The organism is Mesorhizobium neociceri, assembly GCF_013520985.1.
GTDB lineage: Bacteria > Pseudomonadota > Alphaproteobacteria > Rhizobiales > Rhizobiaceae > Mesorhizobium > Mesorhizobium neociceri.
Genome location: NZ_JACDTY010000009.1, coordinates 231,754 through 253,293, shown reverse-complemented (window position 1 = coordinate 253,293; position 21,540 = coordinate 231,754). Strand labels below are relative to the sequence as shown.

Below are 21,540 nucleotides of genomic sequence, written 5' to 3'. Positions count from 1 at the left end.
ACGACGCCAATCAGAGAAGACCCGAATTGTCAAATTGTCCGGTCCGCGACATACATGTTTTACAGGTCTCCTGCTTTGCCAAGTCTAACTAGCTGAAAATTATCACAAACCTTTTTTCGGACCGGCCAAACAAATTGGCACGCGCTTTGAACCCTATGCAGAGTGGGCCGTGGGGGATGGCAGCCGCATTCATCTGCAAAGTGAGAGCCAATCCCTCGCGAGACGATGCAGTATAATACAGCTTAAAGAGGAAAGACAAACCCGCGAGAAAGGAATTCCATCATGAAAGATCAGGTACGAGATCCGGACCTTTATACACAGTATGGCGAAATATGGCACGACGTCTATGACGAATATGCGGACGTGCGCAATAAATCCGCCGAGAACGCGCATGCAGTCGGCTTCCTCAAGTCCTACCTCAAGAACGGAACTGCGCTCGAACTTGGTGTCGGAAATGGCCATATCGCCCTACCCCTCGCGGAGACAGGGGCATCGGTTCATGGTCTCGATAACTCGGAAAAGATGCTTGCCTCCCTTCACGCGAGGAAAGGAGGTGGTTCGGTCACGACACACTTTGGCGATATGGCAATGTTCGATCTTGGAATTCAATATGATCTGGTATACTGTGTAAATAGTACATTCTCACTTATGGCAACGGCCGATCAGCAAATAAGCTGCTTTGAATCAATTGTGAAGGCGCTAAGGCCAGATGGCCGAGTCGTTTTGGATTTATACTACCCTTATACCGCCGACTTCTCACATTCAGGCGTATACGGAGACCAGAGAACCACCGTTATGCATACGGACGAGCGGCGGGTGATGGTGCGCTTTGCCAGACACGAACGAAATCAGCAACTTTTTATTTCTCAGGACCTTTTGATCACAGCCTCCGGAAACAAACTGATACCGCTTAAGATGCGTTATGTCTATCCAACCGAGCTCGACTTGCTTGCAAGGATCAGCGGACTTGAGCTTATCGAGCGTTACGAAGATTGGCAGAGGCGCCCTTTTGAGAATGCATCTCGGCAATACATGTCGGTGTTCCGAAAAGCCACGAACTGAAGAGACCCGGCCGGAGATGTTTCGTGCAGTATGCGCTCGATTGAATGCATACCGCACGATGAGTGAGGTGGCGCCGCTTGTTGAGACAGTTCGGCGGCCTGGCTAAGGTAGATCGAGGTCTTCTTTTATGCGGCCAATTGTTCCGTCATTCCCGCCATAGCATGTGGGTCTCGGATGGATCGCCCTTGTCAGCGAGGGTATCGCCCGCTGCCTAAGGCGATCATCCTGACGGAATTGCAATAATACGGTCTATGTCGCAGCGGCCAAAACGCCGCAAGATCGTTCGCCGCAATGGAGATCAGCCGCGATATTTCCAGAATTCTTTCACCGCCCAACCGAAGGCTTGGACCAGAGACACTCACCGTTCCGACTGGTGATCCGGCCTTTGGACGTATTGCCGAAGCTATCGATATCACGCCAGGTTCGGCTTCTTCCACCGCCAAGGCCCAGCCTTGTTCTCGTGTGACTTCGAGTTGGCCTAGGATTCCCTCAATGGTCCGAACGGCATTGGGTCCATGGCTGTCTGGATGTCCGAACCCATTTTTCAGTACTGCCTTGACCGCGGCTTCGGCAGTAAGAGTTGCGAGCCAAGCCTTCCCGTCGGCAGTGACTTGTAACGGCACTTCTGCCGTCGTCTCCGGTTCGTATATGAGGCCAGCCTTCGCGCCTTGCGCGTAGGCAATCCAAACAAGACCGTCCTCTTGGACGGTAGCCACACGCACGAGTTCTTGGCTGTCCCGAGCAAGGCGATTCACGATAAATTGGCAGATATCAGGGGTTTTGGTTGCAGACAGGAGCCTTTGCCCGAGAACAGCAAGTCGCAGCGTTAGACGATAGAGGCCGGTTTGGGAATCCTGCTCGAGCCAGCCAATTAGGCAAAGCACCGATAGAAATCGACAGACTGCGCTATTCGGCAAATCGAGATGCTCGACGATATCTTCGAGGCGCAGGCTTTTCGCTTCAGTCGCTAAGAGATCGATTGTATCTAAGCACCGTTTGATAAGAATGTTGGACATTGTTATGACAATATATAAAGTATTCTGTGTCGATGGTCACAGAAGCATCCACGATGCTGGTGATGGAGGCGAGCCAACGTTAGTTCCTCGATTGCAACGGACCGGAGTGTCTTTGTCAGCCTCTCGCAACGCAGCGTCGGTGGACCAACCGAATGCGGAGGCCGAAAGCAGTCAACTTCACGTCGTCGCAAGAGCCCTTCTCGTCGGCGAGCTAGTGAATTTGCGTTATGGTCAGCAACTGCAGGTCGCTTGCCGGGGTGGTAATGGTCAGTGAGACGATCCATCCGATCACCAGTTTATGTCGGGAAGCCGACCGTCGAATCCCTGACGGACCGGGCAAGGAAAGAAGTCAGCCAGGCGCTCGATATCGCCAGCGTCCATCCTGAGCGGAGGCAGGCGGATCGGGAGCCCCGGCGCTGTGGCGACAATGCTGATATTGTAGACCGGATACCCTGTCCGCTGGCATAGTTCTTACGCTCGCACGGCGGCAATCGAACCCCGCCAAGATCAGGTGATAAAGGAGAAGCCCCGCGTTCCAGAGCGACACATTTCGGCCCACAATCTGATTCTTCGTCGGCGGAACCGTCGCAACGATGAGGCCGCCTGGTCGAAGGCGATCCAGGTATGCCCTCACGAATGCGTTCGGATTCGGTTGATGCTCCAGCACGTGGCAGACCCACACCGCATCGAAGTGGCGATAGCCGCCGCCATTCCATGAAATCGCCGACATGATCGGCAGGCGGCGCCAAGTCGACCATAACCGTGCTCCGGCGCGTCGCCCGGATCATTGCGGCGTGCTCGCCGGCTACGGACCCGACGTCGAGAATCTTGCGCACTCGCGGGTATTGGAGCAGCCGCGATAGCGCCTGCGATCCGCGGACGCCAGGCCTCACTCGAGCGTCATCCTTGGATGGGTCCGGGAGACCCGCCGCACCGGTGTTTTTTGGTGAGGTGATCATGGAACAATTTCCTTGGTCCGTGACGTGTTTGCAGATGACCAGGCACGTACCATGCCAATTGAGAAACCGTTTAAAGGCTGTGATAGATCTGCGTATCCGAAATTGTCGGACATTGGAGAGGCGCCGAACGCGAAGCGCTTACGGGTTGGGACGATATATCTTGCTCTCGGGCAGGATTGACCGTGCTGCCGCGCAGGGGGATAGGATGCGTTTCGAACTGGCCCTGGGCCTTGGAATTGAGTGAAAGCTAATGAGGCTGGGGATGATAGTAGTTGCCGCGGAACGCTTCCTCGACAGGCAGGCCAGGGTCAAACGAGCAGAGGAGGCAGGAGCGTGGCCGGTAGGGAAGAGGAGTTGGCACCGGGCGACTCGCAGTGGAAGTGCATTGCACCGAGCGTTCCCGCTCGAATAGTTGGCCGCCCACCCCATCTTCGGGAAAGCTCGAATTTTAGCGTCGGGGGTCTTCTCCAAAACTTAACTGGTCAACATGTGGTCGGTCTTCGGCGGTTCCTTCGAACCAGTTTGCTATCAGCAACCCCCGACCTTGCCGGGGAACATCGATGGTCACCGCAACGCCGCTCGCTCGCTTCAGCGCTGTTGAGGGCGCGCGCTCACGAGCGACTTCGGCAGGGGCACGACTGTCCACTCCGCATTGTCTGCAATCTAACAAAGTCGGGCATGAGACACTCATGCAGCTATTATTTTGATAAAGACATTTCGACATTTCTCACCTCGGCACGGAACACGCCGAGGCCCCCTGACCCTGGTACTGCCTAGATCGAGGTCGCCACCGCTCTGCGGCTCACAGTTACACAATCCCGGAGTGTGGGAGTACAAATCCTGTGGCCGCTTAGATATCTGAACACGATTTCGAACTTGTTCGCTAGGGCGCGCATCATCCGGATGGCTTCAGCACGTCCTGGCGAAATATCAGGCCCACGAACTCTTCCTGCTCATCGTGCACTGGCATCAGCTCGATTTCGTGCTCACGGAAGAGCTGCGCGGCTCGGTCGAGAGACGCGTGCCCGGAACTGTGGCGAAGGGCCGCTGCATATGCCGCTCCACTGGATCGCTGAGGTCGGGACTTGCGCTATGCTCAACTTAGTCCGCCGATGAACTCCCCGCCCAAAATCTCTAAGACCTTCTTCCCCTGCTCGCCGATGACTACGCCGACGCCCAACTTTCGGGGGCGCGGCACATCGAAGAGGACGCCATCGACAGCGGTGTATTTGGCCGGAAAATCGGGATCGCTTCAAGTGGCCACATCAGGTCGCGTACTTGCATCAGCTCCCGTCCGAGACTTCCACCCAGATGAACACGTGCGAAATCCTGGCGCGTGAAACCTCGCCGCTCCTGCAGAATCAGTGCTAGCCTAGTTTCCGCCCATAAACGTCCGTATTTCAGGGCGTTTACAATGAGTTGCGCGCGATTGAAAGCGCCTTTGACGGGCATGGTCGGGTCGAATAGCACCCCGGGCCTTCGCCCCATCGGATTCATTGTCTGCTTTTGTACCTCGCCGCTGCCCGGCGTTGCCGCCAACCAGTTTGTGGGTTGAGCTGGCCTTACGCTAGGCGCCTGCCGCAACCCTGTTTTGATAGCCCCTTCCTTTACGAGCAGAGCGCAGATGATACGCGCCAGTTTGTTGGCCAACGCAACGGCGACAACCTTGATCGGGCGGCACATGAGAAGCGCGGCAAGCTATCTGGGAGCATCGGGGGTGTCTTTCGCCCGCCGCGACATGGATGTTGTGGCGCCAAGGACGGGCAACGAGCGCAGCACCGGATAGCCTATTTTTTGAGGTTCTTCCGAGCCGCTCCTTGCCGCCGCTCGAATGGAAGTCGTTGTCAGTCCCAACCAGGCGGCAAAATGACGGCCGGACTTGAATCCATCGGCGTCAGGCTCCAACGCCATTACGGATGCCGCGGTGATCGCTCAGACCCCGGGTATCGTCGTCAGCCGACGCATATCGTCATCGAGCTTGGCTTGCGCACAAGCCGAGGGGAGACGGGTAGCGTATTTATCCGTGTCTAACAGCCTCTGGCCGAGGGCCCGGCGACTTTTTCATATCGCTGCAAGGAAAATTACATGAACAATTCATCCTGAAAATTGCCCCCGGCGGTTATAGTATCCCTTTGATCGCTGATGACAGGAGAATCTCGCATGAACATTGATAGGGTATCGTACGTAAGAAAGCGCCTAGCAGAAAGTCAGGTATCTGAATTCCCGAAGTATGCTAGTTGTCTTGGATTAGATATAGAGGTACATAAAGATGTATTCTGGGACGATGATAATAACGTTACTGGCCGTTGGGTAACAGAAAATGTACCCCCAACGGCTGGAAAACGCGTGCTCGAACTCGGATGCGGATGCGGCCTCACTGCTTTATTCTTGGCGAAGAATGGCGCTTCCCACGTGCTTGCCACCGATTTAAATCCGAACGCTATTACCAACACGCTCGCCAACGCTCACCGAAACGAAATTACTAACATCACTAGCATTCAAAGCGATCTCTATAAGAGTGTTGATCAAAACTCGCGTTTTGACTACATTGTCTTCCATTCGCCATCAACCCGTGTTCCAGAGAACTTTGAATTCTCCAGCATGATCGAATACAGCAGTTTCGATCCAGGCGGGTCATTACTCAATAGGTTCCTGCAGGAGTCTGGAACGTATTTAACGAAAACTGGTACAATGATATTAGCTTACAATGTATCTCGAAACGAATCTGCGATTACGGACAAGTTGGAAAAATTAAGTCTTCCTCATAGGTTGATTGCGAGCAAGAAATTTACTTCTGACGGCATGATCAATCTCCATTTATATGAGATTTGGCCGCTTCCCGGTGAATGATGGCCGAGCCTGTCATAAGAGGTTCTCTGCCTCGATGTCTCAGGTGATTTATAAAACGTCCTTCTGATGAAGTGTCGCCAAACGAGTGTGAGAGACCGCATGACCGACTTGGATCGATATACCAGGCAAAATGGAGCGGCTGCAGTTTTGCATCGCTCGCAAACTCGGAAGACAAGTTGATGACCAGCGTATTCCACAGGCTCCCGGCCCGCAGGATGCCCGTGGCAGTGGCGGGTGATGGGATGTACATAATCGACAAGGATGGCAAGCGATAGATCGACGGCTACGCTGGCGGCGCCTGCGTCTCGTGCCTTGGTCACAGCCAGGAATCGGTTATAGAGGCCGTTCGGGATCAAATAGGGAAGATGGCCTTCTTCCACTCCGCTATGTTCACCTCGGAGCCGCTCGAGGAACTTGCGTCCATTCTGACGACCGATGCTCCGGAAGGCCTAACCCGCGTATTTTTTGCCAATAGCGGGTCCGAGGCGGTTGAAACAGCCGTCATGATGGCTCGACAATATTTCGTGGAGATTGGTCAGCCGCGGCGAAAGAAAGTCATCGGCCGCCGGGCTAGCTATCACGGTGCTGGCCTGACGGGACTTGGCATTGGCTACCAGGTAGCGCGCCGCACACCCTTCGAAGAGATACTTCCGAGCGTATTTCATATTTCGCCCTGCTACGAATACAGGGGGCGATTGGAAAGCGAAGCGCCGGAGCAATACGGATTGCGTGCAGCCAATGAATTGGAACAGGCAATCCTGGGACTTGGTCCCGACACGGTAATGGCCTTTGTCGCGGAAACGGTTACCGGCACAACCAACGGTGCTACTCCACCAGTTCCGGGCTATTTCAAGCGGATTCGCGAGATCTGTGACAAGTACGGTGTTCTGCTCGTTTTGGACGAGGTTTTCTGTGGCTTAGGCCGAACCGGCACTCTGCATGCCTGCGAGCAGGATGGCGTGGCTCCTGACTTCCTGACATTTGCGAAAGGCATTGCGGCTGGATACCAACCGATTGGCGCGACGATGGTTAACCAGAGGGTCTACGATGCCATCGTCTCAGGTTCAGGAACCTTCAAAGGCGGATACACGTACTCGGGTCACGCGACCGCATGTGCGGCAGCAATTGCAGTGCAGAAGTTCCTGCGGGCCCCTGGCTTTCTCGACCAAGTGAAGGCAATGGGGAGTGTGCTCGCGCAGCGGCTGCAAGACAGGTTCGCTCAACATCCGCACGTTGGCGACATACGGGGTCGAGGTATGTTGATGACGCTTGAACTGGTTCAGGACCGCGAGACCAAAGCTCCATTCCCGGCCGAACGTGGCCTAAGTCCGCGGATATATCGAGAGGCCCTGTCAAGAGGGCTCATTACGCACGCACTCGGAGGAACTGTCGACGGGGTTAACGGCGATCACGTCGTCGTTTGTCCCCCGCTCATTGCCGGTGAGAAGGACCTCGAGACAATCGTCGGACTTTTGGGTGAATCGGTTGACGCTTCGCTCTTAGGATTGCCGGTTGATAGGTGATGGGGGCTTGTCACCGTATGATCGCTGACAAGATTCCCCTCACCCTAGACCACATGTTCGCCTGAGGTAGGGCGTCCTGTCTCACAGTATGCAGGTTTCGAGGGTTGCGCCGGATATCCCGGCGCCGAGCCTCATGCATACGAGATGGGCCATGAGCATATCATCTTCGTCGGTGTGGATGTTCACAAAGAAACGATTTCGGTCGCTGTGGCGGACGGGAGCAAAAGCGGAGAAGTTCGGCGAACACGGGCAGATCCCAAATACCCCTGCGGCCTTGTGGCGCCTTTTGAGCAAGCTCTCCCAGCCGGGAGCGCTGCTGCGGTTCTGCTACGAGGCCGGACCGTGCGGCTACGGCATTCAGCGGCAACTGACCGCGGCGGGGCATGACTGTGTGGTGGTCGCGCTGTCGCTGATCCCTCGCAAGTCGGGAGATCGGACCAAGACGGACCGTCGGGACGCCACCAATCTGGCGAAGCTGCATCGGCCGGCGAACTAACGCCCGTATGGATTCCCGACCTTGCCCATGAGGCAATGCGCGATCTGGTTCGCGCACGCCTGGCCGCGGTTCGTAGCTTGCGGCAGGCCGATGTGTTGGGCGGGCTGCTCGAATCGTGGCCCAGCCAGCCAACGGCGATGCATGTGCGTCCAGGCGGGACGACTGTGGTGGAATCCGTGACGCAACAGAAATCCGGAGAGCTGCTGGCGGGCTTCGCGGAATGGCCCTTGTGACGGCCGCGACCGTGATCGCGGAACTCGGCGACGTCACGCACTTCGAGAACCGCCGGAATCGCCTTGTCGCGTCTCCGGCAGCTCGACGGCCTGTCCCGCCTGCTGCATCGCAGCAAAGAGCCATTGCGACAGCGGCCCGGCTTCCAGCCCGATCCGCGCCAGAGGAAGGCCGAGCGAGGCAAACCAGGCAATCAATGCCTCCGGCTGCTCGCCACCCTGGTTTCGCGAACGATCTTGAGTATTCCAATGACACGTCCATCCCTGGAGCGGGCCAGTCCCGACTCCCTGAACACCACCAGTGTGAGGGACGACCACCTCACCGCCAAGCAAGCCGCGAGCGGGCGCGCCACTCAAGCGCCGCAGCGACGTGAGCGGCCCGCTTGGCGGCCCGTTACCTCATCTAGATTCGAGCAAAGCATGCGTTCGACAGAGGGTGAAAACTGGCGCAATAGTTTGATACTGTCCCACTACCAAGATAGTATAGCGTGTCATTATATAGGCGAAGGGGCCGATACTCGGCGTCAAAAAGGTGTCGATCCAAGCACCGAACTTGTTTATAGCTCAGGTGTTTATGCTCAATATATATTATCTGGGGCCGGTGCCGATTGAGGTCGATTCCGCGAACAACTCTATCGTCGTGTCCTTCCGCATCAACGAATATAGCATCAATCTTGTCTTTTGTTGCGTCATCAATGATCTGAGATACGCGTTTTACGGAAACCTCAATCGGGACAATTAGATCCTTTAGGTTTGGTATACTGTCAGCGTGTCGCATTATGGTTTCTGAGCTAAAGCTCGAGAGTTGCAAGCCAAGTTCATTCTCGGTGTTGACGTGATAGAAGGTAACGATGCCCGATGAGTCGGAGCATGCGCACATCTCGAATTGGACGCCCGTCATCTCGCGATACGTTTGCCTTAGACGTTCGAACAGGGATGGTACAGGTTCGACGATCACACCAATCCAGCCATATTGTACGATGAAATCGTGGATTGGATCTTCAGTGATCCCGTCATTTCCTCCCACTTGCACAAACGAGAGCGGTGCGTGAATAGCGCTTAGCCTATGAAGGACTGCGTTCTTCACCACCACCGAGATAGCTGCCAGCGTAAATTCGTCAATTTGCCTCATGGCGTGCCCTTTCTGTTGTGGACCGTTTCATTTGAAATGAGCGGCCCGGCGATGCGAAGCTTATCTGCAGCAATTCTTGCGGCCGCGTAGGCGACTTCTCAATTCTCTTTCTTCGAGTGCATCCACGAAAATATGTCGGTAAGAAAGTGTCACCACATTCAAAATGGATTACCAGAGGTACAACTGAAGTCCGCAGAGTTATTTGCCAAGAGCCTCGACGACGGGTGCGAGAAAGCCGAATATTACTTCGGATCTGCAGCTTGATTGACACTGGTTATATGATATCAATGCCATAGAAATTCTACATTTGCTCATTTTCGGGCGACCAGTTAAAAATAGTAATAATGCTATCTTTTGGCAAGCGGGGTCACAAAAACGTAGTTTTTTTTAGCAATGCCTTCAAGGATGAAACATTTCTGATAGATATGGCAATCAAAACAAAACAACAACAAACTACCGGTACGACTTTTCAGTTGATGGAGTGACGCCAGTATTGGGACTTATGACGGAGATGAAGCCTGCTTTGGGGGGGCGTTTCCGGCGCAAACACCCTACGAAGGATGCTTTGGTCAAACTTGCTTGTTTGCAGCAGTCAGGAAATTTCCGATGCGATCTTGTTGGAAAGCCAAGTATAAGTGTCCGTCCGGGAGCATTTTCTGAATCGGCAGAATCGGTTAGCGGATTTGGGGTAGCGGGGTCGGAATCGGTTGTGATTCCTTATCTGGCGCCGATTCGAGAGGGAGGTGCCGAGGTGACCCTTGAGAACCGCGCTCACCACAACCGTGACCGCCTGCGCTATCCGAGCGATCTGACCGACTAGGAATGGCGCGCTCATCGAGCCGCTGATCCCGCCAGGCAAGACGGGCGGCGGCAAGCGGCGGGCCAACATACGCGAGGAGGTCGACGGGCTGATGTATGTGCTTGTCGACCGGCTGCCAGTGGCGAGCGATCCCCGAAGGACCTGCCGCCGCGCTCAAGGACCGAGCTCGTGCTCCAGGCTGGGTGATCGCCGCCCGGACAGCCTCTATGTCACGGCTGAGACCTGCTGCAAGGGAAGCCAGTTTGCTGTTCACGGCATCCTCGATCCATTGACCGAGGCCTGCATCGCCATCGCGGTGCGCCCGATGCAACGCAGGTCGCCGACCGCTGGCATCTCTTCCAGAATCTGGGCGAAGCGTTGCGTCCTGGGCGTCGGTCGCCATCGCAGGCGGTCAGCGCTGCCGGAAAGGCCATGGCGTCCGAGATGGCCGGAAACGCCGAAGCCGAGCCGGACCACAGGTAGAAACTTCCCCGAAACTTGATTGCCTGCGCCGGTCGAGGCGCAACCAGCGCGTGAATTCTATGCTGAAGTCCTTGATTGCGGACGACCGGCATGTCGCCGCGACAGATCGCCCGGATTGGCATGAGCGTGAGAACGGCCGAGCGCTGGCTTGCAGCGGGCGGGGACATGCCCGTCGTTCAAGATTCGTCCAGCATCCAAGGTCATAAAGCCGCTGGATGAGCTTGACGAAGGTGGTCTTGCCGGAACCTGACGGGCCGACCAGACCGACCCGTGCGCCGGCCTCCATCGAAATCGACAAGTCGCTGTAGAAGGGCGATGAATGGTTGCCGTAGTGGAGATGGATGCTCTCAAAATCGATGTGGCCCTTCGTGATCCGGATCGGCTGGGCGCCCGGAACATCGGCCACGCCGGGCGGCTGGCTGTAGGTTTGACCAGTTCCTCCATCTCATTTACAGAGCGCTGAATGTTGCGCACGTATATGGAAACATCACGCAAGAGCCATACAGGACGGTGAAGACGCGAGCACCAAGGCGATGTCACCTGGGTAGCATGGCGGCGCGGCCACGAAAATAAAGCATAGCCGATCAAAGCACTCTCATCGCAAGAAGCATGATTGCCTGGAATCCAACACTGATCGTCCCGCGCACCCAGGTCCGGCGGGTGCGGTGCCGCCACTTGGAGATGACTTTCGCGAGGCGATAATCTTCCCGCACCTCGGCGCCGAAGCCTTTGACCACCGCGTTACAGCTGATCGCGTCCGCGCCGCCAAGCCTCGGCTCGGTCTCAAGAAAGCTGAAATGAAGCTCCGCGTAAGGACGAAAAGCTCGCTCGGCATGCGGGTATCTGACCCATACCTGACATGCTGCTTTCTTTCCTTCGTTCCTGATCGCGATGTCACCCACGAGATCAGCACCGGTCAGCAGCTGCTGCTGCCTTACGACGAGGGAGGCTCAAAAGTCGTGCCAACTGCGCAGAAAGAGAGCTAGAGAATCTTTTCTGCTTATTCTTCAATGACTTAAACGAGAGCTCAAGAGCTCAGCAGGCAGCCGGGCCGAACAGCACCGTGTCGCGGACTAGACAAATCCTAGTAGTCTCGGTTGCCGGCATCGTCCAAGGAATGGGACAGGCTTCCTCCGCGCGGAAACGGAATTCACACGTCGTGCAACCGCGTTCGGCCTTGTCCGATGTCCGACGATGTCGGATACGCAACATAGCAGAGCCAGATCTATCATATTGTTTTGAAATAATTTCCTCCTTTGGCACGGGACATGCAAGGTTACCCGCAAACGCTCACGGACTGAGGAGAAATCGCCCCATGAGCATGAGCACGGTCACCGAAAATATCGCCGCCGCAGGTCTCCCGGTGGCAGAACCATCCAAAGATGACGCTCGAGCAAGGCCTGGCAGAATGAAGACGGTTGCTTTCGTGCTCCGCTCGGGCGGCGAATACGCGCCGCGCCATGTTGCCCGTCTATTGGATCAGGTGACCGAGCATTTGCCGGGCGCCAAGTTCCGTTGCTTCTCCGACATCAATGTGCAGGGCGTCGAGGTAATACCGCTCCGGCACGGGTGGCCGGGCTGGTGGGCGAAATTGGAGCTGTTCCGCCCGGAGCTGCCCGACGACTGGCTTTTTTTCGATCTGGACACTTCGATTGTCGGCAGTCTCGTGGATATGGCGGCGGTCGAGGGTCCGGTGATCATGCGCGACGTTGTCGAGCCGTCCGGCTTACAAAGCGCCATCATGGCAATCCCGCAATCGATCAAGGCGGCGGTGTGGGAGGCGTTCACAGCCGCACCTGCGGACCACATGCGGCAGTTCTGGTCCGATCAGGAGTTTCTTCAGAGCTGCCTGGGAGTCGATTGGCGCCTGTGGCAAGACATCTGCCCCGGTCAACTATGTTCGTACAAGATGGACGTTCAGCGCCTCGGCCGCGTCCCGACCGGCGTTCGCGCGGTGGTTTTCCACGCCAAGCCCCGGCCATGGGAGGTAGGTTGGTGAAAGCATTCATGGCTGGGCCATTAACTTCATCGGCAGTGAGTATCACCGGGTGCCCTATGGACTTCACGAAAAGACGCGGAAAATTGACTGCGACCGCGTTCATGAGGCAGCTAAGCGAGAACGGCCGAAATTGATTGGCTCGGCGGAACTGCCTATCCGCGTGCCTTTGACTGCGCGACAGTGGCAGAGATCGGTCAGATCCAGGGTTGCGACCAATCGACGGGACAGCGTGGCTGAAGAATGAGCAAGATCCTGGTCACCGGCGGCGCAGGTTTCCTCGGCTCTCATCTCTGCGACAAGCTTCTTTCAGAGAGCCACGACGTTCTGTGCGTCGACAATTTCTTTACCGGCTCGAAGGCCAATATCCGCCATCTCCTCGACGATCCCGATTTCGAACTGATGCGGCACGACGTGACCGTCCCGCTCTATGTGGAAGTGGACAAGATCTACAATCTCGCCTGCCCGGCTTCGCCCGTCCATTATCAGCACGATCGGATCCAGACGACGAAGACGAGCGTGCACGGCGCCATGAACATGCTGGGGCTCGCCAAGCGGCTGAAGGCGCGCATCCTGCAGGCATCGACCTCGGAGGTCTATGGCGATCCGGAAATCCATCCGCAGGTCGAATCCTATTGGGGTCGGGTCAATCCGATCGGCGTCAGAAGCTGCTATGACGAAGGCAAGCGCTGCGCTGAGACCCTCTTTTTCGACTATCACCGTCAGGTCGGCCTCGAAATCAAGGTGATGCGCATCTTCAACACCTATGGACCGCGCATGCATCCCAATGACGGACGGGTGGTGTCGAATTTCATCGTCGGGGCGCTCACGGGCGAGCCGATCACGATCTATGGCGACGGCTCACAGACGCGGAGCTTCTGCTATGTCGACGACCTTATCGACGGCATGGTACGACTGATGGGGAGTCCGGCCGCCTTCACCGGCCCCGTTAATATCGGCAATCCGGGCGAGTTCACCATGCTCGAACTTGCGGAAAAAGTGCTGGCGACCGTCGGCGGGCGATCGAAGCTCACTTTCCTGCCGCTCCCCGGGGACGACCCGAAGCAGCGGCAGCCCGACATCAGCCTCGCGAAGGAAGCGCTCGGCTGGGCGCCGCGCATGCCGCTCGAAGACGGTCTGAAAGAGACGGTCGCCTATTTCAGGAAGGTATTGGCATAGGAAGCGCCTCCCGCTCACTTCCTTGCACCGTAGCAGCTGGCGCGCGAAACCAGCTGCTTCGCGCGTTCGGGAGTGTACTCACAGGGCTGAACATTCGGATCGAAGCCATTGATGGTGGGCATCACGTATTTCTGGGCGATCTGGTAGGTGGCTGGGTTGACGGTGCCGATCAAACCTTTGCGCTCGATGGCGTAGTTGATCGTCAGGCGAACACGCACATCGTCCAGCGGCGATTTGTAGATGTCGAAGCGCAGCCGCTCGGTTTCCGAAATTCAGGTAGGTGAAGTCGGTCATCCGGGTTATCCACGTCGACGGAGGAGATCCCCCACGCCAAATCGGCTTCGCCGGTCGCAACCATTGCCGCTCGCACCGCCGACTGCTCGCGGGACACGTAAGTTGCGTTATCGACGGCGCCCGCCTCGCCCCAGTAGCCGGTGAACTTGGTGACGAGGATGCTCTGGCCAGGGGTCCAGGAGACGAACTGATAGGGATCGGGTGCCAATGGCTCGCGCGACAGAGTGGTTGCGTCGGCGGGTGCCTTACCGATGCCGAGATAGCTCATCAGCACCGGCATCAGAGGCACCGGGATTGAGGTCTTGATTTCGACGGTGACGCTATCGACCGCACGGGTGCTAAAAAAGCCCGAAAAGTAGAGCACCCGCCTGGTACAAGTCTCTCCTTTTTGCGTTGCTACAGGTGAAGCTTCCTGGCATCGCCTTTGGTCCTGGACCGGCGATATCTCCGCGAGAGGCCTATGAGCGGCCAGACCGGCACCGGCGGCGGCGTTCTGTATGTCGCTCGCCGCCGGTTGATGGTGTGATTTTCACATCAAGACGCCTGCGTTCCCACTAGGTCATACAGCGCATCTGGTGGCGCATCAGGCTGAGCCGAGAGGTGGGCGGAGGCTTGATTAGCCGGATCCCCACGCATATCACCTACAGGCGATCCATCCCAGGGGCGTAACGCGAAAAAGCCCCGAGCTGCAATTGACGCGCTATCCTATTTGGAATAACGTTCTACATAAGCGTGCAGAGCCGACCGCATTGGGGCGTCCTCTGACTCGCTAATAATCCAGGACCACCCATTCCGGGGAAACCTACCATGATTGCTTCAGCATCAGGTTTCGTAGCAAGCAAGTATTCGAGATCCAGCCATTGTGACGCAGTTATTAACGGCAGGGGACATAACGGCCTGGTTTTCGAGGGCTTCCTCGCTCGAGCTGGTTTAAAAACCCTGGCTGGAGCGACGTTCGGTTGTTGGCGGCGCGGCAGTTACTGAAGAAATATTATCTGGCGCTACAGTGTCAGTGACATACCAGGGCATAACGCCGCCCGAGAGATCTTTCTTGACGTCTCAATGGGGAAGCGGCTTGGGCCAAAAGATGAATTGAGCCGCCAAGCACGAATCCCGTGCTTCCGTTAGTGATTGAGGTTGCGGTTTAGGGAGTGGCTGCGGATCGGTTCGCAGCCCGAGGTCCGGATCCGTTGCGGGCGACTGCGGATTTCCGGAAAAGACCGGATACTTGGAGAAAAAACGTCTCATGAAAACCCGCGCCGCAGTCGCTGTCGCCGCCGGAAAGCCGCTGAAGATCATGGAGGTCGACCTCGACGGTCCGCGCGACGGAGAAGTGCTGGTCGAGATCAAGGCGACCGGCATCTGCCACACCGATGAGTTCACTTTGTCGGGCGCCGATCCGGAAGGCCTATTTCCGGCGATCCTCGGCCATGAGGGCGCCGGCGTTGTCGTCGATGTCGGCAAGGGCGTCACTTCGGTCAAGAAGGGCGACCATGTCATTCCGCTCTATACGCCGGAATGCCGCCAGTGCCCGTCCTGCCTGTCGAGGAAGACCAACCTGTGCACCGCCATCCGCGCCACGCAGGGACAAGGCTTGATGCCCGACGGCTCGTCGCGCTTCTCGATCGGCAAGGACAAAATCTTTCACTACATGGGCTGCTCGACCTTCTCCAATTTCACGGTGCTGCCCGAGATTGCGGTGGCCAAGGTCAATCCCGACGCGCCCTTCGACAAGATCTGCTACATCGGCTGCGGGGTGACGACGGGCATCGGTGCCGTGATCAACACGGCCAAGGTCGAGCAAGGCGCCACCGCCGTCGTCTTCGGCCTCGGCGGTATCGGCCTGAATGTCATCCAGGGACTAAAACTTGCCGGCGCCGACATGATCATCGGCGTCGATCTCAACAACGACAAGAAGGCCTGGGGCGAGAAATTCGGCATGACGCATTTCGTCAATCCGAAGGAGATCGACGGCGACATCGTCCCCCACCTCGTCAACATGACCACACGCGGTGCCGACCAGATCGGCGGCGCCGACTACACTTTCGACTGCACCGGCAGCACCAAGGTGATGCGCCAGGCGCTGGAAGCTTCGCATCGCGGCTGGGGCAAGTCGGTCGTCATCGGTGTCGCCGGCGCCGGCCAGGAGATTTCGACGCGTCCGTTCCAGCTGGTCACCGGGCGCACCTGGATGGGCACTGCCTTCGGCGGCGCGCGCGGCCGCACCGACGTGCCGAAGATCGTCGACTGGTACATGGACGGCAAGATCCAGATCGACCCGATGATCACCCACACGCTGAAGCTCGAGGATATCAACAAGGGCTTTGACCTCATGCACGAGGGCAAGTCGATCAGGAGTGTGGTGGTTTACTAGAGCGCGATCAGCAAAAGTGGCGCCCGGTTTTGCGTCCGATCGCGCTCAAGCAGAAGAAGGAAAGCCGCCGACCGAAGGGCCAGCGACTGAGTTGCTTGAGGTTCAACAAGGGAGGAATAAAATGCCGGAAAAACTGCATCCGAAAATCGACAATGGCCTGCCCAGGGAAAGCGCAAGCTTCGCCGGCGGCACACTGGTCTGCGCCTGCACCAGCAAGCCTGTGAAGGTGAAGGTGAAGGGCCAGATCGCCCACAACCACGCCTGCGGCTGCACCAAGTGCTGGAAGCCTGATGGCGCGATCTTCTCGGTCGTTGCGGTGGCCGGTACCGGCGACGTCACTGTCGTCGAGAACGGCGACAAGCTGAAAGTGGTCGATCCGAGCGCGTTGATCCAGCGCCATGCCTGCACCGGCTGCGGCGTCCACATGCACGGCCCGGTCGAACGCGATCATCCGTTCAAGGGTCTGTCCTTCATCCATCCCGAGCGCTTCGAGGAAGACGGCTGGTCACCGCCGGGCTTCACCGCCTTCGTCTCGTCGATCATCGAATCCGGTGTCGACCCGAAGCGCATGGACGGCATTCGCGGCCAGTTGAAATCGATCGGCCTCGAGCCCTATGACTGCCTCAATCCCGGCCTGATGGACTATATCGCCACCTGGACGGCGAAGAAGTCGGGCGCGCTGCCCGAATAGGCTGGTAAGCCGCGACGCGGAGCCCCAGCCCCGGTTGCTACGTTCGATGACGCGCACGACTCGTTATCATTGTTCTGTCGTTCGAGTAAAAACAAATCCGACGATGAAACGACTAGTTTGAAGGGAAGACCATTGAAATCGACCTCAATAGAACTTGCTGCTTTGCATCCTTCAGCTCCGTTTAGCCAAGCCATGCTCACGCCATCTGGCGCGAACTGGCTTCATGTTTCTGGACAGCTTTGTGCTGAAGGATCCTGTGAGGAACAAGCTCACACAGTGTGGGACCAAATAACGGCTGTGCTTAAGGAAGCTGGAATGGAGATCGACAACCTAACCAAGATCAATCAGTATATCGTCGCGGGCGCAGACGTTTCCGCTTACACCAGAGTGCGAAATAAGTTTCTCGCCGGTCATCGCCCTGCCAACACGCTGGTCTTAGTACCGGCGTTGGCTGCATCAGGAGCGCTTGTCGAGGTAGAGGTAATAGCCGCCAAATTCTAGGGCCAATTATCGGCGCAGACCGGCCAGGCCGCGCTCAGACGTGGCCGGACGACACCCTTTTACGCATTGTCGTGCGCATGCGACGATCGTCGCGCCGGTGATCAGCCAAGCGCGATCAGCCGGCCCCTGGCAAACGCCCTAGCCAGCACCTGCGCTGCGGCCCGACGTAGCAAGCCCGAGCACGAATCCCTGCAACATGGGATCGAGTTCCAGGCTGAATACCATTCCATTAACAATTGACATTCGGCGTGGGATTTTGTAGCAAATACTCACCCCCAACGTTTGAATGGTCCAGCAGAGAGAAGTCGCCGAGATGAAGAATATGGCTGAAAAGACGGTTTTGGAGTTGGCGGCCCTTCAACGGCCTGGGCATTCACTCGACCGCGTCTTTTACGTTGACAAGGATATCTTCGAGCGAGACATCGAGGTGATTTTCGCTCGACAGTGGCTTTTCGTTGACCATGTCTCGCGCATTCCGACGCCCGGGGATTTCATAACTTTTGAGATCGGCGGCGACTCGATCGTCATCGTGCGCGGCACAAACGGCGAAATCTTCGCGCACCACAATGTCTGCCGCCATCGGGGCAGCATAATTTGCCAGAAACCAGAGGGGAAGGTCCGGACGTTTACCTGCCCTTATCACGGGTGGGTTTATGATTTAAGTGGCCGTTTAGTGCACGCCAAGAATATGGGCGAAGGGTTTGATCGCTCGAAATGGGGGCTGCACTCATGTGCAGTACGTGTGACTGCGGGGTTGATCTTCATTTACCTTGGGAACGAGAAGGACGGCCCTGATTTTGCTGCGATGGAAGCGGATGTGCTCCCCTATCTGGAGCCGCATGGCCTGACGAGAGCTAAGATCGCTCACACTGAAGTATACACAACACCCGGAAATTGGAAGCTGGCGGTTGAGAACTTTCGAGAGTGCTATCACTGCGTAATGGCACATCCGGAATACACAGCGGTTAATGCATATGTCAAAACTAATGATGCCGTGCCAGGCTCGTTTGAGGCGAATGTTCTTCCCGCATGGGAAGAGGCCGCGAGGGATGAAGGATTCGTTGTGGGGTCTGTCGCGCTTGCCACTGGACTTCAGCCATATCAAGTCAGGCGGCGGCCAATCCGCGATGGGTGGCAAACCGCTTCCAAAGACGGCCAACCGGTTGCTCCACTCATGGGCAACCTGAAGAAGTTCGATGGGGCCGAAACTGCCGTGGACTTTATGCCTCAGTTCGGACTTCATAGCACCAGTGATCACACAACCCTTATTCGTTTCACCCCGATAGATCCGACCCACACGGAGATGCGCCTCACTTGGCTGGTGCACGAAGACGCAGTCGAGGGGACGGACTATGACGTGGAGCGACTGAAGTGGATGTGGCATGTGACCACTCTGCAAGACGCAGAGCTCATCGCGAACAACCATCGAGGGGTGACTTCCCGCCACTACACTCCGGGCCTGTACTCGGTGCGCGAGGAAATGACGGCAGCGTTTATCGCTTGGTACTTGAATAGGCTGATCAACGAGTAGTGTTGTGAGGACACTCAGGATCAGTCGATGCGTAGATGAGGCCCTTGGCATACGCTCTTACGAGCTGGTAGACCCTGACGGCGCGCTTCTCCCACCTTTTGAAGCCGGCGCCCACATAAATTTGCATTTGCCCGACGGCCGCACACGGTCTTACTCACTGTGCAATGATCCTCAGGAACGCCAGCGCTACGTTATCGCTGTTCTTCGCGAGCCCACCGGGCGCGGAGGCTCTGTCTACGTGCACGACAACCTTGCCGTGGGCAGTCAAGTTCAAGTCTCAGATCCCCTGAACAACTTTCCGCTGATGGCGGGAGCTTGTATCTATACCCTAATCGCCGGAGGTATTGGCATCACGCCAATTTTGTCGATGGCCCGTTATCTCGAGAGAACGGGGGTGGCATACTCGATTCACTACTGTGCTCGGAATCCTGAGCGAGCCGCCTTCCGAGAGATTCTTGGCACGGCACCCTTTAGCCGGCGCACGGTGATGCACTTTGGCGGCGAACATTCCGGGAAAAGGCTCGACCTCGCTTCCCTGCTCAGTGAACGAGTGGGAGGACAGCAAGTATATTGCTGCGGGCCCGCTGGCCTCATTGACGGTGTTAAAGCCGCCACATGGGATTGGCAGGCAAACTCCGTTCATTTTGAGCGGTTTAAAATAGACCCTACTCTATCAACCGGGTCAGGACAGGACGCGACCTCGACCTTCGAAATAGAGATCGATTCAACCGGACAAATCTTGGACGTTCCGCCGCAAAAATCCATTCTACACGTCCTACGCGACAACGGGATATTCCCTGATAGTTCATGCGAAGAGGGGATTTGTGGGACGTGCGCAACAGGCCTTCTGAGTGGAACAGCAGATCACCGCGACTTCGTCTTGACCGACGAAGAGAAGGCGTCGCAAACCGTCGTTATGATTTGTTGCTCACGTGCGGGTTCCAGGCGCCTAAAGCTCGACCTCTAGGCCGTTCCTATCGATTTGTGCGTTTAGCTAGGCTGCTGTTCCCGACGGCTAGTCCCTATGATTGCTAGGCCTGAGGTTGGCCCGTCACCGGATATGCACGGGGTTAAGCCGGCTGGCCGGCACAGAGCCTCATGAATAGGAGACGGGCCATATGGAACATACCAGATTTGTCGGTTTGGATATTCACAAGCAACGGATGTCGGTCGCGGTGGCGGAGAGCGGACGCTCTGGGTCGGTGGAATATTTCGGCGAGATTGCCAATGACGCGCCATTAGCAAGCTGTGCGACCGTCTCGGGCGTTCCGGTAAGCCGCTGCCGTTTTGCTATGGGGCCGACCCGTGCGGTTATGGCGTTCATCGCCAACTCACGGGCCTCGGCCATCGGTGCGACGTGGTGGCACCGTCGCTGATCCCGAGAAAGCCCGGCGATCGGGTGAAGACGAACCGCCGCGATGCCACCATGCTCGCCCGCCTCAATCAGGCCGGTGAGTTGACGCCCGTCTGGGTGCCCGACGCCGATCATGAAGCCATGCGCGACCTGGTCCGGCTGCGCAGCGTCGTACGCCAAGTGGTGACGCGAGCGCGCCAATATCTTCAGGGATTTCTGCGTCACGGACGCAAGCACGAGCCTGGGACGGCCTGGCGAATGGCTTACCAACGATGGCTTTCGACATTGGCCTTCGAACATCCCGCGCAGCAGATCGCATTTCAGGACTATGTCGATGCCCACGGCATTGATCAGCGCGATACCTCGCATTGCCTGAGGATGCCCTGGCTCAGATCCGCAAGGATTGCCGGATCGCCGCCGTCACCCGTTCGGAAAAAGGCTCGGTCATCCTGCGCGGCGACGGGACCGTGGTCATCCAGGCGACCGCGATCAAGGAACTGGTCGACACGACGGGCGCCGGAGATCTCTACGCGGCCGGCTTCCTCCATGGCTATACGACGGGGCGCAGCCTCAAGACCTGCGGCGACCTTGGCTCACTGGCGGCCGGACTGGTGATCCAGCAGATCGGGCCAAGGCCGCGGCAGAATCTACGCCGCGAAGCCGAGCAGGCGGGGTTGATCTAGCCGAACGGTTCAACAACACAAGCTGCCCGTCTCCTCTCCTGCAGACCGTGCGGGGAAAGTGCGTGTAAATCGAAATGTCGGATGCCCCAGGTGAGACGGCAGCCGCTGAATGTCACGATCGAACGGTTGATGGCGACGCCGCCCTCCGGTACGAACCTTCTGCCGTGCGATATAGGGGATCGTTCGGATCAGCAGCTCGACCTGTCGCATATATTGCTCACCCGCCATCATCGACCTTGTGTGGCAACAGGTCGGGGTCGTGATGCGATCGAGCGGGTAAGCGGCCAACTGGTGAATTGACATGAACGCATCGCTCGATTGAGATTATCCTGTGGGGCGCAGTGGGTTGTTCAAGCCAGTCGGACGATCATGGGCAAATATAAGGAC

18 protein-coding genes and 6 pseudogenes are annotated in these 21,540 nt (G+C 57.1%); 13 read left to right on the top strand and 11 right to left on the bottom strand.

All coding sequences use genetic code 11. The features are described 5' to 3' along the window. Positions 1–282 precede the first annotated feature (282 nt). On the top strand, positions 283–1,062 hold the full coding sequence (locus H0241_RS19910) for a class I SAM-dependent methyltransferase (protein WP_181059320.1): 780 nt from the start codon (positions 283–285) through the stop codon (positions 1,060–1,062). Positions 1,063–1,250: 188 nt separating this feature from the next. Here the strand turns inward: H0241_RS19910 and H0241_RS19905 are convergent, their stop codons facing one another. The 5 genes and pseudogenes from H0241_RS19905 to H0241_RS36435 all read right to left on the bottom strand — a co-directional run bounded on the left by H0241_RS19905 (position 1,251) and on the right by H0241_RS36435 (position 4,966). Next, the gene (locus H0241_RS19905) at positions 1,251–2,078 is read right to left on the bottom strand and encodes an IclR family transcriptional regulator (protein WP_181059318.1); all 828 of its coding nucleotides are present in this window, start codon (positions 2,076–2,078) and stop codon (positions 1,251–1,253) included. 349 nt (positions 2,079–2,427) lie between these two features. Further along, positions 2,428–2,808: a class I SAM-dependent methyltransferase gene (locus tag H0241_RS36445; protein WP_181059316.1), complete on the bottom strand. Its 381-nt coding sequence runs from the start codon at positions 2,806–2,808 to the stop codon at positions 2,428–2,430. 1,124 nt (positions 2,809–3,932) lie between these two features. Next, a pseudogene (locus tag H0241_RS36440) lies at positions 3,933–4,049 on the bottom strand (hypothetical protein); the annotation flags it as partial. Between the two features lie 152 nt (positions 4,050–4,201). Then, positions 4,202–4,720, bottom strand: coding sequence for a hypothetical protein (locus H0241_RS19895; RefSeq protein WP_181059314.1), 519 nt, complete (start codon positions 4,718–4,720; stop codon positions 4,202–4,204). Between the two features lie 15 nt (positions 4,721–4,735). Next, on the bottom strand, positions 4,736–4,966 hold the full coding sequence (locus H0241_RS36435; protein WP_407941763.1) for a transposase: 231 nt from the start codon (positions 4,964–4,966) through the stop codon (positions 4,736–4,738). A gap of 231 nt (positions 4,967–5,197) precedes the next feature. On the opposite strand from H0241_RS36435, the gene H0241_RS19885 reads away from it, so the two are divergent. The 3 genes and pseudogenes from H0241_RS19885 to H0241_RS19875 form a co-directional block, all read left to right on the top strand. Continuing rightward, a complete protein-coding gene (locus H0241_RS19885) occupies positions 5,198–5,887 on the top strand; it encodes a methyltransferase (protein ID WP_181059310.1) in 690 nt (229 codons plus the stop codon). A 275-nt stretch (positions 5,888–6,162) separates the two neighbouring features. Continuing rightward, positions 6,163–7,410 carry an aspartate aminotransferase family protein gene (locus H0241_RS19880; RefSeq protein ID WP_328824766.1) on the top strand — a complete coding sequence of 416 codons (1,248 nt, stop codon included), beginning with the start codon at positions 6,163–6,165 and terminating at the stop codon, positions 7,408–7,410. Between the two features lie 144 nt (positions 7,411–7,554). Continuing rightward, positions 7,555–7,989: pseudogene (locus H0241_RS19875) on the top strand (IS110 family transposase); the annotation flags it as partial. 216 nt (positions 7,990–8,205) lie between these two features. On the opposite strand, the pseudogene H0241_RS19865 reads toward H0241_RS19875, so the two are convergent. Both H0241_RS19865 and H0241_RS36430 read right to left on the bottom strand, forming a co-directional pair. After that, positions 8,206–8,387 (bottom strand): annotated as a pseudogene (locus H0241_RS19865) (IS110 family transposase); the annotation flags it as partial. A 152-nt stretch (positions 8,388–8,539) separates the two neighbouring features. Continuing rightward, positions 8,540–9,268, bottom strand: coding sequence for an FkbM family methyltransferase (locus H0241_RS36430; RefSeq protein WP_181059304.1), 729 nt, complete (start codon positions 9,266–9,268; stop codon positions 8,540–8,542). Positions 9,269–10,019: 751 nt separating this feature from the next. Here H0241_RS36430 and H0241_RS19855 point away from each other — a divergent pair. Next, positions 10,020–10,244, top strand: a pseudogene (locus H0241_RS19855) (transposase); the annotation flags it as partial. 235 nt (positions 10,245–10,479) lie between these two features. Here H0241_RS19855 and H0241_RS35750 read toward each other — a convergent pair. Beyond that, entirely contained in the window at positions 10,480–10,836 is a 357-nt protein-coding gene (locus H0241_RS35750; protein ID WP_235984379.1) for an ATP-binding cassette domain-containing protein, read from the bottom strand. Positions 10,837–11,134: 298 nt separating this feature from the next. Continuing rightward, a complete protein-coding gene (locus tag H0241_RS35745; RefSeq protein WP_235984367.1) occupies positions 11,135–11,452 on the bottom strand; it encodes a hypothetical protein in 318 nt (105 codons plus the stop codon). Positions 11,453–11,865: 413 nt separating this feature from the next. On the opposite strand from H0241_RS35745, the gene H0241_RS19845 reads away from it, so the two are divergent. Together H0241_RS19845 and H0241_RS19835 are read left to right on the top strand one after the other, a co-directional pair. Beyond that, positions 11,866–12,549 carry a hypothetical protein gene (locus tag H0241_RS19845; protein ID WP_181059302.1) on the top strand — a complete coding sequence of 228 codons (684 nt, stop codon included), beginning with the start codon at positions 11,866–11,868 and terminating at the stop codon, positions 12,547–12,549. Positions 12,550–12,789: 240 nt separating this feature from the next. Continuing rightward, entirely contained in the window at positions 12,790–13,725 is a 936-nt protein-coding gene (locus H0241_RS19835; RefSeq protein ID WP_181059300.1) for a UDP-glucuronic acid decarboxylase family protein, read from the top strand. Between the two features lie 14 nt (positions 13,726–13,739). On the opposite strand, the pseudogene H0241_RS35740 reads toward H0241_RS19835, so the two are convergent. Beyond that, a pseudogene (locus tag H0241_RS35740) lies at positions 13,740–14,308 on the bottom strand (ABC transporter substrate-binding protein). A 957-nt stretch (positions 14,309–15,265) separates the two neighbouring features. Between H0241_RS35740 and H0241_RS19820 the strand changes: the two are divergent. The 5 genes from H0241_RS19820 to H0241_RS36425 all read left to right on the top strand — a co-directional run bounded on the left by H0241_RS19820 (position 15,266) and on the right by H0241_RS36425 (position 20,083). After that, positions 15,266–16,393: an S-(hydroxymethyl)glutathione dehydrogenase/class III alcohol dehydrogenase gene (locus tag H0241_RS19820; protein ID WP_181059296.1), complete on the top strand. Its 1,128-nt coding sequence runs from the start codon at positions 15,266–15,268 to the stop codon at positions 16,391–16,393. A gap of 121 nt (positions 16,394–16,514) precedes the next feature. Next, a complete protein-coding gene (gene gfa, locus H0241_RS19815; protein ID WP_181059294.1) occupies positions 16,515–17,084 on the top strand; it encodes an S-(hydroxymethyl)glutathione synthase in 570 nt (189 codons plus the stop codon). 69 nt (positions 17,085–17,153) lie between these two features. Further along, on the top strand, positions 17,154–17,585 hold the full coding sequence (locus tag H0241_RS19810) for a RidA family protein (protein WP_328824763.1): 432 nt from the start codon (positions 17,154–17,156) through the stop codon (positions 17,583–17,585). A 313-nt stretch (positions 17,586–17,898) separates the two neighbouring features. Further along, positions 17,899–19,116 carry an aromatic ring-hydroxylating oxygenase subunit alpha gene (locus H0241_RS19805; RefSeq protein ID WP_181059290.1) on the top strand — a complete coding sequence of 406 codons (1,218 nt, stop codon included), beginning with the start codon at positions 17,899–17,901 and terminating at the stop codon, positions 19,114–19,116. Positions 19,117–19,420: 304 nt separating this feature from the next. Further along, positions 19,421–20,083, top strand: a complete 663-nt coding sequence (locus H0241_RS36425) for a flavin reductase family protein (RefSeq protein ID WP_407941762.1) — start codon at positions 19,421–19,423, stop codon at positions 20,081–20,083. A 183-nt stretch (positions 20,084–20,266) separates the two neighbouring features. Here the strand turns inward: H0241_RS36425 and H0241_RS19795 are convergent, their stop codons facing one another. Then, positions 20,267–20,839 carry a hypothetical protein gene (locus H0241_RS19795; RefSeq protein WP_181059286.1) on the bottom strand — a complete coding sequence of 191 codons (573 nt, stop codon included), beginning with the start codon at positions 20,837–20,839 and terminating at the stop codon, positions 20,267–20,269. Positions 20,840–20,844: 5 nt separating this feature from the next. On the opposite strand from H0241_RS19795, the pseudogene H0241_RS19790 reads away from it, so the two are divergent. After that, positions 20,845–21,153: pseudogene (locus tag H0241_RS19790) on the top strand (PfkB family carbohydrate kinase); the annotation flags it as partial. Positions 21,154–21,540 lie beyond the last annotated feature (387 nt).